13 protein-coding genes are annotated in these 16,983 nt (G+C 73.7%); 11 read left to right on the plus strand and 2 right to left on the minus strand.

What is annotated here, in order from left to right:
• The first annotated feature begins 90 nt into the window (after positions 1 to 90).
• From AB0K43_RS23845 to AB0K43_RS23875, 7 genes are all read left to right on the plus strand, one after another.
• Positions 91 to 1,656, plus strand: coding sequence for a PucR family transcriptional regulator (locus AB0K43_RS23845; RefSeq protein WP_363642953.1), 1,566 nt, complete (start codon positions 91 to 93; stop codon positions 1,654 to 1,656).
• A gap of 163 nt (positions 1,657 to 1,819) precedes the next feature.
• Positions 1,820 to 3,262: an aldehyde dehydrogenase family protein gene (locus tag AB0K43_RS23850; RefSeq protein WP_363642955.1), complete on the plus strand. Its 1,443-nt coding sequence runs from the start codon at positions 1,820 to 1,822 to the stop codon at positions 3,260 to 3,262.
• Positions 3,263 to 3,759: 497 nt separating this feature from the next.
• Positions 3,760 to 4,986, plus strand: coding sequence for a 1-deoxy-D-xylulose-5-phosphate reductoisomerase (gene dxr, locus AB0K43_RS23855; RefSeq protein WP_363643018.1), 1,227 nt, complete (start codon positions 3,760 to 3,762; stop codon positions 4,984 to 4,986).
• Positions 4,987 to 5,041: 55 nt separating this feature from the next.
• Positions 5,042 to 6,334: a M50 family metallopeptidase gene (locus AB0K43_RS23860; RefSeq protein WP_363643020.1), complete on the plus strand. Its 1,293-nt coding sequence runs from the start codon at positions 5,042 to 5,044 to the stop codon at positions 6,332 to 6,334.
• Positions 6,335 to 6,475: 141 nt separating this feature from the next.
• A complete protein-coding gene (ispG, locus tag AB0K43_RS23865; RefSeq protein WP_363642957.1) occupies positions 6,476 to 7,636 on the plus strand; it encodes a flavodoxin-dependent (E)-4-hydroxy-3-methylbut-2-enyl-diphosphate synthase in 1,161 nt (386 codons plus the stop codon).
• 127 nt (positions 7,637 to 7,763) lie between these two features.
• A complete protein-coding gene (locus tag AB0K43_RS23870; protein ID WP_363643022.1) occupies positions 7,764 to 8,639 on the plus strand; it encodes a GNAT family N-acetyltransferase in 876 nt (291 codons plus the stop codon).
• 75 nt (positions 8,640 to 8,714) lie between these two features.
• Positions 8,715 to 9,281, plus strand: coding sequence for a GNAT family N-acetyltransferase (locus AB0K43_RS23875; protein ID WP_363642959.1), 567 nt, complete (start codon positions 8,715 to 8,717; stop codon positions 9,279 to 9,281).
• Here AB0K43_RS23875 and AB0K43_RS23880 read toward each other — a convergent pair.
• A complete protein-coding gene (locus AB0K43_RS23880; protein ID WP_363642961.1) occupies positions 9,254 to 10,180 on the minus strand; it encodes an aminoglycoside phosphotransferase family protein in 927 nt (308 codons plus the stop codon). The genes AB0K43_RS23875 and AB0K43_RS23880 overlap by 28 nt on opposite strands.
• 97 nt (positions 10,181 to 10,277) lie before the next feature.
• Positions 10,278 to 11,363: a ferritin-like domain-containing protein gene (locus tag AB0K43_RS23885; protein WP_363642964.1), complete on the minus strand. Its 1,086-nt coding sequence runs from the start codon at positions 11,361 to 11,363 to the stop codon at positions 10,278 to 10,280.
• 241 nt (positions 11,364 to 11,604) lie between these two features.
• Between AB0K43_RS23885 and rimP the strand changes: the two genes are divergently transcribed.
• The 4 genes from rimP (at position 11,605) to infB (ending at position 16,969) form a co-directional block, all read left to right on the plus strand.
• A complete protein-coding gene (gene rimP / locus AB0K43_RS23890) occupies positions 11,605 to 12,201 on the plus strand; it encodes a ribosome maturation factor RimP (RefSeq protein WP_363642966.1) in 597 nt (198 codons plus the stop codon).
• A 51-nt stretch (positions 12,202 to 12,252) separates the two neighbouring features.
• The gene (nusA, locus tag AB0K43_RS23895; RefSeq protein ID WP_363642968.1) at positions 12,253 to 13,251 is read left to right on the plus strand and encodes a transcription termination factor NusA; all 999 of its coding nucleotides are present in this window, start codon (positions 12,253 to 12,255) and stop codon (positions 13,249 to 13,251) included.
• 88 nt (positions 13,252 to 13,339) lie between these two features.
• On the plus strand, positions 13,340 to 13,633 hold the full coding sequence (locus AB0K43_RS23900) for a YlxR family protein (protein ID WP_363643024.1): 294 nt from the start codon (positions 13,340 to 13,342) through the stop codon (positions 13,631 to 13,633).
• A gap of 186 nt (positions 13,634 to 13,819) precedes the next feature.
• Complete coding sequence (infB, locus tag AB0K43_RS23905; RefSeq protein ID WP_363642970.1) at positions 13,820 to 16,969, plus strand: translation initiation factor IF-2; 3,150 nt, start codon at positions 13,820 to 13,822, stop codon at positions 16,967 to 16,969.
• Positions 16,970 to 16,983 lie beyond the last annotated feature (14 nt).

Raw genomic sequence — 16,983 nt, forward strand, 5'->3', positions numbered from 1 at the left:
CTGCCGCTTGTCCGGGCCGTACATAATGGGGGCAGTAGCCCCTCTCGCCCGGCCGCAACGGCGCGGCCTGGTCGAACCACCGAAGGTGCCATGCCCCCCACACTCGCCTCCGTCGTCCGCAACACCGCGCTCCACCTCACGGTTCTGGCCGGCGCGGACCACCTGGAGCGGCCGGTCCGCTGGGTGCACACCAGCGAGCTGGACGACCCGACGCCCTTCCTGGAGGGCGGCGAACTCCTCCTCACCACCGGCATCAAGCTCGGCAAGAGCGCGGCCCGCCTGCAGGCGTACGTGCACCGCCTCGCCGACGCCGGGGTGGTGGGCCTCGGGCTCGGGGTCGGGCTCTCGCACACCGAGGTGCCGCAGGCCCTGGTCGACGCGGCCGCCCAGCGCGGGCTGCCGCTGCTGCGGGTGCCGGAGGCCACCCCGTTCATCGCGATCTCCAAGGCGGTCTCCGCCGCGCTGGCCGCCGAGCAGTACGAGGCGGTCACCACCAGCTTCGAGGCCCAGGAGGAGCTGACCCGGGCCGCGCTCGGCAAGGACGGCACCACCGCGGTGGTCCGCCGGCTGGCCGCCCGGCTCGGCGGCTGGGCCGCGCTCTACGACGGCTCCGGCGCGCTCTCCGCGGTGGCCCCCGACTGGGCGGCCCGCCGGGCCGGCCGGCTGGCCGCCGAGGTCGACCGGCTGCGCCGCCGGCCGGCCCCCTCCAGCGCCGCGCTGCAGGGCCGCTCCCCGGGCATCGACACCGCCGACGAGGACTACGTGGTGGTCCAGTCGCTGGGCGCCGACCGCCGGGCCCGCGGCTTCCTCGCGGTCGGCACCGAGGACCGGATCACCCCCACCGAGCGGTACGTGCTGAACGCGGCCGTCGCGCTGCTCACGCTGACCCTGGAGCGCTCCCGGGAGCTGCGCCAGGCGGAGGAGCGGATGGGCGCGGCACTGCTGCGGATGGTGCTGGCCGGTGAGGTGGCCACGGCCCGTCAGGTGGCGTCCGGACTGTTCGGCGGGCTGCCGGAGGGGACGATAAGGGTGCTGGTCGCCGGCGCGGTGGCGGGCCCGGAGGCGGCCGAGGCGCTGAGCGAGCTGGGCGACCGCGCCGAGCAGGCCGGCGGCAAGGTCGGCGAGCGGCTGCTGGTCTCCCGCGAGGACGGCCCGCACGGCCCCCGGCTGATGGTGCTGGCGCTCGACAACGGCGCGGCGCACCGGGCCTGCCTGGGCGCGGTGGAGGAGCAGGAGGGGCTGTCGCTCGGGGTCTCCGCGCCGGCCGCCCTGGAGGACGCGGGCACCGCGTACGCGCAGGCCGAGCGGGCGCTCGCGGTGGCGCAGCGCGGCGGCCGGCGCTCGGTCGACCACGAGGAGGTCGGCGCGGGCTCGCTGCTGCCGCTGCTCGGCGAGGAGGCGGTCACCGCCTTCGCCGAGGGCCTGCTGCGGCCGCTGCGCGACCACGACCGGACCGCCCGCGGCGACCTGGTGGCCAGCCTGCGCGCCTGGCTCTCGCGGCACGGCCAGTGGGACGCGGCCGCCGCCGATCTCGGGGTGCACCGGCACACCCTGCGGTACCGGATGCGGCGGGTCGAGGAGCTCCTCGGCCGTTCGCTGGACGACACCGACGTCCGGATGGAGCTCTGGCTCGCGCTGCGCTCCGGCGAGGACTGACCCCGGCCCGGGCCGGGGCCGGCGGGGATCTGCCACCGTGGAGTGGCCCGGCGGGGTTCCGCTCCGATGCGTCCAATCCGCTTTGGTCCGTCCGGGTCCTACCGTGGATGGCAGGCACCGCGTCCGTGGAGCCGCAGACGACGAGGAGAGGGCCGGTACGACCGTGACCACCACCCATGAGTTCTGGCTGGCCGGCCGCAAGGCGAGCGGCGACGGGGACTTCGAGGTCCGCCACCCGTACGACGGCAGCCTGGTGGGCAAGGTCAGCGTGCCCACCGACGCCCAGGTGGAGGAGGCGGTCGCGGCCGCTGCCGCCGCCGCCCCGGTCTTCGCCGCCACCCCCGCGCACGTCCGCGCCGCCGCGCTGGACCACGTGTCCAAGCGCCTGGCCGAGCGCACCGAGGAGATCGCCCGCCTGATCACCGCGGAGAACGGCAAGCCGATCAAGTGGGCGCGCGGCGAGGTCGGCCGGGCCGTCTCGGTGTTCCGCTGGGCCGCCGAGGAGGCTCGCCGGACCAACGGCGAGACCATGCGACTGGACACCGACCCGGGCGGCACCGGCCGCTTCGCGGTGGTGCGCCGCTTCCCCAAGGGTGTCGTGCTGGGCATCGCCCCGTTCAACTTCCCGCTCAACCTGGTCGCCCACAAGGTCGCCCCGGCGATCGCCGTCGGCGCCCCGATCATCCTCAAGCCGGCCCCGGCCACCCCGCTGTCCGCGCTGGTGCTGGGCGAGATCCTGGCCGAGACCGACCTGCCGGCCGGCGCCTGGAGCGTGCTCCCGGTGCCGAACGAGAAGATGCCGGCGCTGGTCCAGGACAAGCGGCTGCCGATCATCTCGTTCACCGGTTCCGACAAGGTCGGCTACCAGATCATGGACTCGGTGCCGCGCAAGCACGTCACCCTGGAGCTCGGCGGCAACGCCGCGGCGCTGGTGCTGGCGGACTGGTCCTCGGAGGCCGACCTGGAGTGGGCGGCCACCCGGATCGCCACCTTCGCCAACTACCAGGGCGGCCAGTCCTGCATCTCGGTGCAGCGGGTCATCGCCGACGCCTCGGTGTACGACGCGCTGGCGGAGAAGGTCGTCGCCAAGGTCCAGGCCCAGGTCACCGGTGACCCGAGCGACGACTCGGTGGACGTCGGCCCGCTGGTGGACGAGAACGCCGCCAAGCGCGTCGAGGCCTGGGTCGAGGACGCAGTCACCAAGGGCGCCAAGGTGCTCACCGGCGGCACCCGCGACGGTGCGGCCTACGCGCCGACCGTGCTCGCCGAGCTGCCCGCCGACGCGATCCTGGCCACCTCCGAGGCCTTCGGCCCGGTCCTGTCGCTGCACCGGGTGGACTCCACCGAGGAGGCCTTCGCCGAGGCCAACAACTCGGCCTTCGGCCTGCAGGCCGGCGTCTTCACGCACGACGTGCAGGTCGCCTTCCGCGCCCACCGCGAGCTGGAGGTCGGCGGCGTGGTGATCGGCGACGCCCCGTCCTACCGGGCCGACCAGATGCCGTACGGCGGCGTCAAGGACTCCGGCGTGGGCCGCGAGGGCGTCCGCTACGCGATGGACGACTTCACCTACGAGCGGGTCCTGGTGCTCACCGGCCTCGACCTCTGAGGCCTCGGCCCCGAGATCTCGGGGCGCCTTGCGATGCCCCGTCACCGCGGTCCGGTGGCGGGGCATCGGCCTGCCGTGACACCCTCCGGCGCCCGGCGTGGTCCGGAAGGGGTTGGGGGTGGTCGGGGGTGTCTGCGGAGAGGGGAAGGGCCATGCCCGGCGACCAGTCGGGTGAGGAAGAGGGCCGGACGACGGTGCGCCGGGTGGTGCCCGCCGACCACGGCCTGCCCCCGACGGTGGAGACCTCCTTCGAGGCGGACGGACGCCTCCTGGGCGTCCAGGTGCACGACATCGGCACCCACTCGGGCCGGCTACGGGCCGACGGCACCCTGTCGGGTGTCGGGCAGGGCGTGCTGATGAGCCCGGGCGGCGTGGCCGGCCTGTTCGAGTGGGAGGTCGAGGCGGACGGCGCCTCGCACGGGAGCTCTGGGCCTGGAAGTAACCCTCCGACGGGGCGGACGGCACGGCGGGCCGGCGGGCAGGACACAATGGTGCCCATGAACTCGCTCGCCCACCCGCAGCTGCGCTTCACCCCGACCGTCAAGGACCCCGCCGGCCCCCGGGAGCTGGTGATCCTCGGCTCCACCGGATCGATCGGCACCCAGGCCATCGACGTGGTGCTGCGCAACCCGGACCGGTTCAAGGTGGTGGCGCTCTCGGCCGCCGGCGGGCGGGTGGCGCTGCTCGCCGAGCAGGCGCTGCGCCTGGGCGTGCACACGGTGGCGGTGGCCGACGAGGCAGCCGTGCCCGCGCTGCGTGAGGCGCTGGCGGCGCAGGCCGGTGGCCGCGGGCTGCCGGAGATCCTGGCCGGGCCCGAGGCGGCCACCGAGGCGGCCCGGATCGAGTGCCACTCGGTGCTCAACGGCATCACCGGCTCGATCGGTCTGGCGCCCACCCTGGCGGCGCTGGCGGCCGGCCGGGTGCTGGTGCTGGCCAACAAGGAGTCGCTGATCGTCGGCGGCCCGCTGGTGCGGGCGCTCGCGAAGCCGGGGCAGATCGTGCCGGTGGACTCCGAGCACACCGCGATCTTCCAGGCGCTGGCCGGCGGCACCCGGGCCGAGGTCCGCAAGCTGGTGGTCACCGCCAGCGGCGGCCCGTTCCGCGGGCGCAGCCGGGAGCAGCTGGCCACCGTCACCCCCGCGGACGCGCTGGCCCACCCGACCTGGGCGATGGGTCCGGTGATCACCATCAACTCGGCCACCCTGGTGAACAAGGGGCTGGAGGTGATCGAGGCGCACCTGCTGTACGACGTGCCGTTCGACCGGATCGAGGTCGTGGTCCATCCGCAGTCCGTCGTCCACTCGATGGTGGAGTTCTCGGACGGCTCCACGCTGGCCCAGGCGAGCCCGCCGGACATGCGGATGCCGATCGCGCTCGGCCTCGGCTGGCCCGACCGGGTGCCGGACGCGGCCCCCGGCTGCGACTGGACCAAGGCCGCGACCTGGGAGTTCTTCCCGCTGGACGACGAGGCCTTCCCGGCGGTCGAGCTGGCCCGCGAGGTGGGTACGCTCGGCGGCACGGCCCCGGCGGTGTTCAACGCGGCCAACGAGGAGTGCGTGGACGCCTTCCTGAAGGGCCGGCTGCCCTTCACCGGAATCGTGGACACTGTCGCCAAGGTGGTCGCCGAGCACGGCACCCCCGCGGGAACTTCGCTCACCCTGGCGGACGTACTCCACGCGGAGGACTGGGCCCGGGCCCGCGCCACGGAGCTGGCAGCGGGTTGAGCGGTACGGACGGCGAGCGGAGCGGCATGACGGAGGATCAGCAGTGAACAACCTGATGTGGGCGCTGGGCATCCTGATCTTCCTGGTCGGCCTGCTCATCTCGATCGCCTGGCACGAGCTCGGCCACCTCTCCACGGCCAAGCTGTTCAAGATCCGCGTGCCGCAGTACATGGTCGGCTTCGGGCCGACCGTCTGGTCCCGCAAGAAGGGCGAGACGGAGTACGGCATCAAGGCGATCCCGCTCGGCGGCTACATCCGCATGATCGGGATGTTCCCGCCGGGGGCCGACGGCCGGATAACCAAGCGCAGCAGCTCGCCCTGGCGGACCATGATCGAGGACGCCCGGGAGGCCTCCTACGAGGAGCTCCAGGAGGGCGACGAGGACCGGCTCTTCTACACCCGCAAGCCGTGGCAGCGCGTCATCGTGATGTTCGCCGGCCCGTTCATGAACCTGATCCTCTCGGTCGCGCTCTTCCTGGCGCTGTTCATGGGCATCGGCCAGCAGATCGCGGTGCCGGTGGTGGCCTCGGTGAGCCAGTGCGTGGTGAAGACCGGCGAGCGCACGGACGTCTGCCCCGCCGACGCGCCGCTGTCCCCGGCCAACAAGGCCGGGCTGCACAACGGCGACCGGGTGCTCTCCTTCGGCGGCGACCCGATCACCACCTACCGCCAGCTCCAGGACGACATCCGCGACTCGGCCGGCCGCACCGTGCCGGTCGTGGTCGAGCGGGACGGGCAGCAGGTCACGCTGTCCGCCGAGATCGCCACCAACACCCTGCCGGTGATGGACAAGGACGGCTACGCGGTCAAGGGGCAGACGGTCGAGGCGGGCTTCCTCGGCATCACCCCGGCCGAGGGCGTGCACCACCTGTCGGTCGGGGAGAGCGCCGACCAGATGACCGCGATGGCCGAGCACGGCGTCAAGTCCCTGGCCGCCCTGCCGAGCAAGATCCCCAGCCTGTGGCACGCGGTGGTGGACGGCACCCCGCGCTCCACCGACGACCCGATCGGGATGGTCGGCGCCGCCCGCCTCGGCGGGGACGTGTTCGCGATGGACCTCCCGGCCACCCAGCAGCTCGCGTTCTTCGTCCAGCTGCTGGCCGGCATCAACCTCTCGCTGTTCCTGTTCAACATGCTGCCGCTGCTGCCGCTGGACGGCGGGCACATCGCCGGCGCGCTCTGGGAGTCGGTGCGCCGCCGGTTCGCCGCGCTGGTGCGCCGGCCGGATCCGGGGCCGTTCGACGTGGCCCGGCTGATGCCGGTGGCCTACGTGGTGGCCGGGATCTTCATCTGCTTCACGGCGCTGGTGATGGTCGCGGACATCGTCAATCCGGTCAAAATCAATTAAGTCTTGTCCGCCACGGCCGAGTGTGCTCCGCCGCTCGGCCGTGGCGTACCTTTGTAAGCCGGGCGCGCCCTTCCGCGGCCTGCCCGGCCGGCCGGACCCATCGGCCCGCTCACCGACCTCGACCTGGGGAACCCTGCGCACATGACCGCGATCTCGCTCGGTATTCCGTCCCTGCCGCTCAAGCCGTTGGCGAAGCGCCGCGTCTCGCGGCAGATCATGGTCGGCAACGTCCCGGTCGGCGGCGACGCCCCGATCTCGGTCCAGTCGATGACCACCACGCTGACCTCCGACATCAACGCGACGCTGCAGCAGATCGCCGAGCTGACCGCCTCCGGCTGCCAGATCGTCCGGGTCGCGGTGCCCTCGCAGGACGATGCCGACGCGCTGCCGATCATCGCCAGGAAGTCCCAGATCCCGGTCATCGCGGACATCCACTTCCAGCCCAAGTACGTGTTCGCCGCGATCGACGCCGGCTGCGCCGCGGTCCGGGTGAACCCGGGCAACATCAAGGCCTTCGACGACAAGGTCGGCGAGATCGCCAAGGCCGCCAAGGCCGCCGGCGTCCCGATCCGGATCGGCGTCAACGCCGGCTCGCTCGACAAGCGCCTGCTGGAGAAGTACGGCCGGGCCACCCCCGAGGCGCTGGTGGAGTCCGCGCTCTGGGAGTGCTCGCTGTTCGAGGAGCACGACTTCCGCGACATCAAGATCTCGGTCAAGCACAACGACCCGGTCGTGATGATCAACGCCTACCGCCAGCTGGCCGCCGCCTGCGACTACCCGCTGCACCTCGGCGTGACCGAGGCAGGCCCGTCCTTCCAGGGCACCATCAAGTCCGCGGTGGCCTTCGGCGCGCTGCTCTCCGAGGGCATCGGCGACACCATCCGGGTCTCGCTCTCCGCCCCGCCGGCCGAGGAGATCAAGGTCGGCAACCAGATCCTGGAGTCGCTGAACCTGCGTCAGCGCGGCCTGGAGATCGTCTCCTGCCCGTCCTGCGGCCGCGCCCAGGTCGATGTCTACAAGCTCGCCGAGGAGGTCACCGCCGGCCTCGAGGGCATGGAGGTGCCGCTGCGCGTCGCGGTCATGGGCTGCGTCGTCAACGGCCCGGGCGAGGCCCGCGAGGCCGACCTCGGCGTCGCCTCCGGCAACGGCAAGGGCCAGATCTTCGTCAAGGGCGAGGTGATCAAGACCGTGCCCGAGTCGAAGATCGTCGAGACCCTGATCGAGGAGGCGCTGAAGCTCGCCGAGCAGATGCAGGCCGACGGTGTCGCCTCCGGTGCGCCGGTCGTGACGGCCGCCGAGTAGCCCCGCCCGGCGCTGCCGACTGGGGCCGTCCGCCCACGGACGGCCCCACAGCCTTGTCTGCGGCCCTCAGGGGAGTAGGGTGCCGCAGAGTTGTACCAGAGAGGTGCCCGTGCTCGATCGAGGTGTGATGCTCCCCGGCCCGTTCCAGGTCGCCCGGGCCCTGTCGGCCACCCGCGTGCTGGAGGCCCGGGACCTCCCGGACGCCCTGGAGATCCTCCACCGTGATCCGGTCGCCAACGCCTTCGTCGCCACCCGGGTCGAGGCGGTCGGGCTCGACCCGTGGCGGCTCGGCGGCGAGATGTGGGGCTGGACCGGCGAGGACGGCCGGCTGGCGGCGCTCTGCTACGCGGGGGCCAACCTGGTGCCGGTCAACGCCGGACCGGAGGCCGTCCGGGCGTTCGCCGAGCGGGCCCGCCGCCAGGGCCGCCGCTGCTCCTCGATCGTCGGCCCGGCCGGGTCCACCGCCGCCCTGTGGGCGCTGCTGGAGCGCAGTTGGGGCCCGGCCCGCGAGGTCCGCGCCCACCAGCCGCTGATGGCCACCGACGTCCCCGCCACCGAGGTGGCGCCGGACCCGCTGGTGCGGCGGGTGCGCAAGAACGAGATCGAGAACCTGATGCCGGCCTGCGTGGCGATGTTCACCGAGGAGGTCGGCATCTCCCCGCTGGCCGGTGACGGCGGCCTGCTCTACCAGGCGCGGGTGGCCGAACTCGTCGCGGCCGGCCGCTCCTTCGCCCGATTCGACGAGGACGGCGGGGTGGTCTTCAAGGCCGAGGTCGGGGCCGTCACCGCCGGCGCCTGCCAGATCCAGGGCGTCTGGGTGGCCCCCGAGCACCGCGGCCGGGGCCTGTCCGAGACCGGGATGGCGGCCGTCCTGGAGGTCGCGCTGCGCGAGGTCGCCCCCACCGTCTCGCTGTACGTCAACGACTACAACGTGCGCGCCCGCGCCGCCTACCGCCGGGTCGGCTTCCGCGAGGTCGGCGCCTTCATGAGCGTGCTGTTCTGAGCCGGTGGCCGGTCGGGCCGTGCCCTGCGCCCGGGTGATCGCCCGGGGATCGGGTGAAGTAGTAACGTCCGGGGCATGAAGCAGCTGACCGAGGTGACGATCGAGGCCATCGATCTGGCCGCGTGGGCGCCGGCGGCGCTGGAGGTGCAGGCGGTCGCCTTCGGGCTGGGCCCGGCGGAGGTCGCGATCCGGCTGCCCCTGGTCGGCCGGCACGCGCTCCAGCCGGGGGTGATGGCGCTCGGCGCGATGTCCGCCGGGCGGCTGGTGGGCTTCGGCTACGGGATGCCCAACCACCGCGAGCACTGGTGGAGCACGGTGATCCAGCCCCACCTGGAGGCCGCCGGCCACGCCGACTGGCTGGACGACGTCTTCGCGGTGACCGAACTGCACGTGCTGCCCGACTTCCAGGGCCGCGGCGTGGGGAGCTCACTGATCAGGACGCTGTGCGAGCGCTCCGGCAAGGACCGCTCGATCCTCTCCGCGATCGACGCCGAGACCCCGGCCCGGCGGCTGTACCGCGCGCTCGGCTACCAGGACCTGGCCCGGGCCGTGCGCTTCCCCAACACGCTGCGCCCGTACGCGGTGATGGGCGCCCCGCTGCCGCTGCGGCCCTCTCACAGCCAGGACGCGAACTCCAGGTAGAGCTCGGCCTGGTCGCGGGCCCCGGTGGACAGGTGCCAGAGCCCGGCCTCGACGGTGCGAAAGAGCGTCCAGCCGCGCAGCCGGTCGTGGTCCACCTCGACCGCGTCGGCCAGCTGGTGCAGCCGGCGGCGCAGCGCGCCGCGCTGGCCGGGGGAGCCGGCCAGGGTGTCCAGCCGGTCCCGGGCGAGCCGGGCGAGGTCGTAGGCGCGCTCGCCGACCAGCGGCCGGGGGTCGATCGCCAGCCACGGCGAGCGGTCGGCGGCGAGCACGTTGCCGTGGTGGAAGTCGCCGTGCAGCAGCAGCTGTTCGGGCTCGTCGGCGAGCAGGCCGGCGGCTGCCTCCAGCGCCTCGTCGATCAGCGCCCGGGCCTCCGTGGCGCCCGGCAGGTCGCGCTGCTCGCGGATCAGCGCGGACAGCTCCGCCACCCGGTCGCCGACCGAGGTGAACGGGTGGTCCGCGCCGGGCGGCACCCAGAGCCGCTGGAGCAGCCCTACGGCCTCCAGCATCGCCTTGGCCTCGGCCAGCGAGCGCAGCGGGATGTCCCCGTGCAGCCGCTCCAGCACCAGGACGCCCTGCTCGGGTTCGGCGGCCAGCAGCAAGGCCGCGCCGCGGCCGGCCCAGCGGGTCAGCGCGGCGTGCTCCTGGGCGGTCTCCCGGTTGACCACGCCCAGTTTCAGCACGGCCGGGGCCAGGTCGTCCGAGCGGTGCACGTAACCCACCAGGCTGATCCGGCCACCGGGTTCGCAGATCCGCTCCAGCACCAGCCCCCGGCGGGTGAGCTGCTCGGCGAACCGGCCGGGCAGCTCGGCCAGCCAGGCGAGACCGGCGGCGCCCTCCCAGAGCCGGACCGTCCCGGTCAGCCGCTCGGGGACGATGATCTGCCCTGGTTGCGCCGTCATGCTGGCCTCTCGATCGGTCCGTCCCCCTCCCGGGGTGCCCGCCCATTCTCGGCCATCGGGCGAATTCTGCTGGTCAGGCGCTCGGTGCGGACTCCGTTCAGCGGCTGGGGGAGGGGCTCGCCGAGCCGGCGGCGGGCGCGGGCAGGCCGGGCAGGGCGGGCGGCTCGGTGCCCCAGTGCCGGGCCCGCAGCGCGCTCTCCCGCAGTGCGTCGGCACCCTGGAGGCGCCACGCTCCGGTGCCGGCGCCGACCAGGTCGGCGTAGACCGTGGTCAGCTGGGTCTCGATGTGGGCGGCGAGCTGTCCGGCCGTGGCCGCGTCCTTGACCTGGAAGGGCAGCCGGTAGCCGGCCGCGGCCGGGGTGGGGCTGGCGCCGCCGGCGCCGAGCAGTCGCTGCCAGCCGTCCCGCCGGGCCTGGTGGGCCAGGTAGTCGACCCGGCCGTCCTCTCGCGGCTTGCCGACCGGGAGGAACGCGCAGACCACCCCGTAGCCGTAGACCGCGGCGTGCTCGGCGGCCAGCGCCGACTGGGCCCCGGCCGCGGCGGTGGACGGCAGCGCGGAGGGCTGCCCGCTCGCGCCGGACGGAGACAGGGACGGGGACGGTGCGGACGGGGAGGGCGCGGCCGGGGCGGTGGGGGCGCCGACCGGTCCGGTGTCGCCGAGCCGGGCCGCGTGCACCGCGCCGGCGGCGGACACCGAGGCGAGCAGCTTGGCCAGCGCGGGTGAGGCGGCCGCGAGGTCGGCCAGCCGTTCGGTCGCGGTCCGCCGTTCGGCGGCGGCCAGCGCGGCCGCCGTGGTGAGCGGCGCGGCGGCCGCGCCGGAGGCCGCGCCGGTGGGAGTGCCGGAGCCGGTGGCGGAGGTCGCGGCGGCGGGGGAGGTCGCGGCGGGCGAGCCGGTGGCCGCGGGCAGGCCCTGGGCGAGCGCGGTGCGGTGCTGGACCACCTCGGCCCGCAGCAGCTTCAGCAGGTCGCTCCGGTCCGTGCCCGGCCCGGCGAGCACGCTGTCGTACCCGGCGAGCAGCGCGTCGGTGGCCGCCACGGCCCGGGTGCGCAGCGGCAGGTCCTGGTCCGCCCGGTGCTGCTCGCCGGCGTCGTCGTCATGGTGCCCGCCGGTGCAGCCGCACAGCAGATGGGTGCCGGTGACGGCACCGAGGACCAGGAACGCCCGCCGGGTGGGGGACAGCATCGAACGGCTCCCGTCTGATCAACGGGGAGCCCGTAGCCCCCCCTGCTACGTGAATCATTACCGGACCCTCACACCTCCGAGCCCGGATGGACGCTATCCGTCCACTGTGACCTTGCTCGCAGCGGGGTCCGCCGGGCGGCCCGCGGCCAGGTCGGAATCGGCGTTTCGGGGGTTGGCCCGATAGGCTCTGCTCTCAGTTAGCACCTTCGACAACAGCAGACGCGCCCGAGGAGTCACCCGGATGAGCACGACCCAGACCGACCGGTTGCGCGCGCTGCTGGAGCCCCTGGCCGCCGAGGCCGGGCTGGACCTCGAAGCCGTCACCGTCACCCAGGCCGGCAGCCGCCGCCAGGTGCAGATCGACGTGGACGCCGACGACGGCGTCGACCTCGACACCATCGCGGAGTTCAGCCGCCGGGTGGGCCAGGTGCTGGACGAATCCGACCTGATGGGCGCCGCGCCCTACCTGCTGGAGGTCGGTTCCCCGGGTGCCGAGCGCCCCCTCGACGAGCCCCGCCACTGGCGCCGGGCCGAGGGCCGGCTGGCCAAGGTGCACCTGACGGACGGCAAGGAGATCGTCGCGCGGGTCCTGGAGAGCGACGAGGACGGCGTGCTGGTCGAGGTGCAGCCGGTGAAGGGCCGCGGCCGTCCGAAGGAGCGCCGGCTGGCCTGGGCGGAGATCGACCGGGCCCGGGTGCAGGTCGAGTTCAACCGGAAGGACGACGAGCTGCTGGACGCGGCCGACGACCTGGCCGACGACCTGTCCGACGACTCCGACGACGACGAAGACTTCGTGGACGACGCCTCCGAGGGGGCGGACGAGGGTGCGGACCGGTAGTCACCGGTCAACGAGCACTGTGAACCTGATGAGTGAAGAGGAGGCGTAGCCGTGGACATCGACATGAGCGCCCTGCGTGGGCTGGTTACCGAGAAGGGCGTTCCGTTCGACCTGCTGGTCGAGTCGATCGAGTCGGCGCTTCTCATCGCGTACCACCGCACCGAGGGCTCCCGCCGCCGGGCGCGGGTCGAGCTGAACCGCAAGACCGGGCACGTGACCGTGTGGGCGCTGGAGGATCCGGCGGAGCTGGACGAGGGCGTGGAGCCCAAGGAGTTCGACGACACCCCGAGCGGGTTCGGCCGGATCGCCGCCTCCACCGCCAAGCAGGTGATCCTGCAGCGCCTGCGGGATGCCGCGGACGACCAGACCTTCGGCGAGTACGCGGGCAAGGAGGGCGACATCGTCACCGGTGTCGTCCAGCAGGGCAACGACCCGAAGAACATCCTGGTCGACATCGGCAAGCTGGAGGCCATCCTGCCGCCGCAGGAGCAGGTCCCCGGCGAGGACTACCGGCACGGCACCCGCCTGAAGTGCTACGTGGTGGGTGTGCGCCGCGGTGTCCGCGGGCCGTCCGTGACCCTGTCGCGGACCCACCCGAGCCTGGTGAAGCGGCTGTTCGCGCTGGAGGTGCCGGAGATCGCCGACGGTTCGGTGGAGATCGCGGCGATCGCCCGCGAGGCCGGCCACCGCACCAAGATCGCCGTGTGGTCCCGCCGCGCCGGCCTGAACGCCAAGGGCGCCTGCATCGGCCCGATGGGCGGCCGGGTGCGCAACGTGATGGCCGAGCTGCACGGCGAGAAGATCGACATCGTCGACTGGTCGGAGGACCCGGCCGAGATGGTCGCCGCCGCGCTGTCGCCCGCACGGGTGACGAAGGTGGAGATCGTGGACCTGTCCCAGCGCTCCGCCCGGGTGATCGTGCCGGACTACCAGCTGTCGCTGGCGATCGGCAAGGAGGGGCAGAACGCCCGCCTGGCCGCCCGCCTCACCGGCTGGCGGATCGACATCCGCCCGGACACCGAGGTGCCCGCCGACGGGCCCCGGGATTAGGGCCGCGCACCGCGCGCTCGACCACCCGAGCCCCCCGCCCTCGGTCGGCGGGGCGGCGGCATGTCCCTTCGGAGGGGTAGACTTGATTCTGTCTGGCCGGACGCATGTCCGAGCATGCCCGGAACGCACCTGCGTGGGCTGCCGCAAGCGAGCGGCCAAGCACGAGCTGTTGCGTGTCGTGGTGATCGAGGGCGTGTGCGTCCCCGATCCGCGCGGCACACTGCCGGGCCGGGGTGCGCATCTGCACCCCGAGCCGGGCTGCCTCGACCTCGCGGTACGCCGCCGGGCGTTCCCCAGGGCCTTTCGGCTCCAGGGGCCGCTCGACACCGACGCACTGCGGGCCTGTGTCGAGGACCGGGCGGGCGGTTCGCCGACGCCCTGAGGAGACAGATCACCCGTAACACGCACACAGCGCACGGCGGCGGCACGCCGTGCGTCACGTCAGGTACCTCGCGAGATGGAAGTAGGTCGAGATTGCGATGAGCACTCGATGAGTACGCGATGAGTACGCCCATGAAGTAGCGACAGTCCGGCGGACGACCACCCCGGACTCATAGACAGGAGTGAAGTGGCTAAGGTCCGGGTATATGAACTCGCCAAGGAGCTTGGCTTGGAGAGCAAGGCCGTCATGGCCAAGCTCACCGAGCTCGGCGAGTTCGTCCGTTCGGCGTCCTCGACGATCGAGGCGCCGGTCGTGCGCAAGTTGACTGATGCTCTGGGAGCGACGCCGCCGTCCGGTGGCGCGTCCGCCAAGCCTGGCCCGCGGAAGCCCGCGGCGCCCCAGCCCGCCGGCGGTTCCGCCGGTGCGGCCGCACCCCGCCCGGGTGCCCCCACCCCCGGCCCGCGGCCCACCGCGACGCCGGGCCCCCGTCCGACCCCCGCAGCCGCCGCTCCGGCGCCGGCCGCACCCGCCAAGCCCGCAGGCGCGCCGGCCCCCGGCCCGCGCCCGGCTGCCCGTCCGGCCACGCCGGCTCCGGCCGCCGCTGCGGCTCCCGCCGCCCCGGCCGCTCCCGCGGCCGAGTTCTCCTCCCCGGCTCCGGCCGGTGGCGAGGCGGCGGCCCCGGCCGCTCCGGCCGCCCGTCCGGCTGCCGCGCGTCCGGCCAACCCCGCGGCCCGTCCGGGCCCGCGTCCGGCCGGCCCGCGTCCGGGGAACAACCCGTTCACGTCCAGCAACACCGGCATGGCCCGCCCCGGCGCGCCGCGTCCGGCCGGCCAGGGTGGCGGCGACCGTCCGCGCCCCGGTGGCGACCGTCCGGCCCGTCCGGGTCAGGGTGGCGCGCCGGGTGCCGGCGAGCGTCCGCGTCCCACCGGTGACCGTCCGGCCCGTCCGGGTCAGGGTGGCCCCGGTGGCGCCCCGCGTCCCGCCGGTGACCGTCCGGCCCGTCCGGGTCAGGGTGGCCCCGGCGGCGCCCCGCGTCCCGGTGGCGACCGTCCGCGTCCGGACGGCATGCCCCGTCCGGCCGGTCCGCGTCCGGGTGCGCCCAGCCCGTCCGGCATGCCGCGCCCGAACCCGGGCATGATGCCGCAGCGTCCGGCCGGTCCCGGCCCGCGTCCGGGCCCGCGCCCGGGTGGCGGCCCCGGCGCCCGTCCCGGTGCGCCCGGTGGCGGCGGCGCCCGTCCCGGCTTCGCCGGTCGTCCGGCCGGCCCGGGCTCGCGTCCGGCCGGTGGCGGCGGCGGCTTCGGCGGCCCCCGTCCGGGTGGCGGCGGCGGTGGCGGCGGCTTCGGTGGCGGCGGTGGCCGTCCCGGTGGCTTCGGCGGCCGTCCCGGCGGCCCGGGTGCCCGTGGTGGCACGCAGGGTGCCTTCGGCCGTGGCCCCGGTGGCCGTCCGGCCCGTGGTCGCAAGTCGAAGCGGGCGAAGCGCCAGGAGTACGAGGCCATGCAGGCCCCGTCCGTCGGCGGTGTGATGCTGCCCCGTGGCAACGGGCAGACCGTCCGCCTGTCGCGCGGCGCCTCGCTGACCGACTTCGCGGAGAAGATCAACGCCAACCCGGCGGCGCTCGTCTCGGTGATGTTCAACCTCGGTGAGATGGTGACCGCGACCCAGTCGGTCTCGGACGCCACCCTCGAGCTGCTCGCCGGCGAGATGGGCTTCATCCTCGAGATCGTCAGCCGTGACGACGAGGACCGCGAGCTGCTGGAGTCGTTCGACATCGACTTCGGTGCCGACGAGGGCGACGAGGACATGCTGGCGGCCCGCCCGCCGGTGGTCACCGTCATGGGTCACGTCGACCACGGTAAGACCCGCCTGCTGGACGCCATCCGCAAGACCAACGTGGTGGCCGGCGAGGCCGGTGGCATCACCCAGCACATCGGTGCCTACCAGGTGACGGCGACGGTGAACGGCGAAGAGCGTCCGATCACCTTCCTCGACACCCCCGGTCACGAGGCGTTCTCCGCCATGCGTGCCCGTGGTGCCAAGTCCACCGACATCGCGATCCTGGTGGTCGCGGCCAACGACGGTGTCATGCCGCAGACGGTCGAGGCGCTCAACCACGCCAAGGCCGCGGGTGTGCCGATCGTGGTCGCCGTCAACAAGATCGACGTCGAGGGTGCCGACCCGACCAAGGTCCGCGGTCAGCTGACCGAGTTCGGTCTGGTGGCCGAGGAGTACGGCGGCGACACCATGTTCGTCGACATCTCCGCGCGCCAGGGTCTGAACATCGACCAGCTGCTGGAGGCGGTCGTGCTGACCGCCGACGCCTCGCTCGACCTGCGGGCCAACCCGGAGCAGGACGCGCAGGGCATCGCGATCGAGGCCCACCTCGACAAGGGCCGCGGCGCCATGGCGACCCTGCTGGTCCAGCGCGGTACCCTCCGCGTCGGTGACTCGATCGTGGTCGGCGACGCCTACGGCCGTGTCCGCGCCATGCTCGACGAGAACGGCAACAGCCTCGCCGAGGCGGGCCCGTCCCGTCCGGTGCTGCTGCTCGGTCTCACCTCGGTGCCCCGCGCCGGCGACAGCTTCATCGTCGTCGACGAGGACCGCACGGCCCGCCAGATCGCCGAGAAGCGTGCCGCTCGCGACCGCAACGCGTCCTTCGCGCAGCGCCGCGTCCGGGTCTCGCTCGAAGGCTTCGAGGCGGCCCTGGCGGCCGGCAGCATCGAGAAGCTCAACCTCATCATCAAGGGTGACGTCTCCGGTTCGGTCGAAGCCCTCGAGGACGCCCTCGTCAAGCTGGACGTGGGCGAGGAGGTCGAGCTCCGGATCCTGCACCGCGGTGTGGGTGCCATCACCGAGTCCGACGTGGACCTGGCGATGGGCTCGGACGCCATCATCATCGGCTTCAACGTGCGCGCCGAGGGGCGTGCCCGTACCGCGGCCGAGCGCGAAGGCGTCGACATCCGGTACTACTCGGTCATCTACCAGGCGATCGAGGAGATCGAGGCGGCCCTCAAGGGCATGCTCAAGCCGGAGTACGAGGAGGTGCGCCTCGGTTCCGCGGAGATCCGCGAGGTGTTCCGTTCCTCCAAGTTCGGCAACATCGCCGGTGTGCTCGTCCGCGAGGGCATCATCCGACGCAACACCAAGGCCCGCCTGCTGCGCGACGGCAAGGTCGTGGCGGAGAACCTCAACATCGAGGGTCTGCGCCGCTTCAAGGACGACGCGACCGAGGTCCGCGAGGGCTTCGAGGCCGGTGTGACCCTCGGGTCGTTCAACGACATCAAGGTCGAGGACGTCATCGAGACCTACGAGATGCGCGAGAAGCCGCGCTCGTAGTCGGTGGTGTCCGG

Source organism: Kitasatospora sp. NPDC049258 (assembly GCF_040678895.1).
Lineage (GTDB): Bacteria > Actinomycetota > Actinomycetes > Streptomycetales > Streptomycetaceae > Kitasatospora.

Excerpts from the sequence above, each read along its gene's own strand:
- rimP (WP_363642966.1), top strand. The coding sequence starts at position 11,605 with ATGAGCACGACCCAGACCGACCGGTTGCGCGCGCTGCTGGAGCCCCTG.
- AB0K43_RS23845 (WP_363642953.1), top strand. The coding sequence starts at position 91 with ATGCCCCCCACACTCGCCTCCGTCGTCCGCAACACCGCGCTCCACCTC.
- AB0K43_RS23885 (WP_363642964.1), bottom strand. The coding sequence starts at position 11,363 with ATGCTGTCCCCCACCCGGCGGGCGTTCCTGGTCCTCGGTGCCGTCACC.
- ispG (WP_363642957.1), top strand. The coding sequence starts at position 6,476 with ATGACCGCGATCTCGCTCGGTATTCCGTCCCTGCCGCTCAAGCCGTTG.
- AB0K43_RS23870 (WP_363643022.1), top strand. The coding sequence starts at position 7,764 with ATGCTCCCCGGCCCGTTCCAGGTCGCCCGGGCCCTGTCGGCCACCCGC.
- AB0K43_RS23880 (WP_363642961.1), bottom strand. The coding sequence starts at position 10,180 with ATGACGGCGCAACCAGGGCAGATCATCGTCCCCGAGCGGCTGACCGGG.
- dxr (WP_363643018.1), top strand. The coding sequence starts at position 3,760 with ATGAACTCGCTCGCCCACCCGCAGCTGCGCTTCACCCCGACCGTCAAG.
- AB0K43_RS23860 (WP_363643020.1), top strand. The coding sequence starts at position 5,042 with ATGTGGGCGCTGGGCATCCTGATCTTCCTGGTCGGCCTGCTCATCTCG.
- AB0K43_RS23875 (WP_363642959.1), top strand. The coding sequence starts at position 8,715 with ATGAAGCAGCTGACCGAGGTGACGATCGAGGCCATCGATCTGGCCGCG.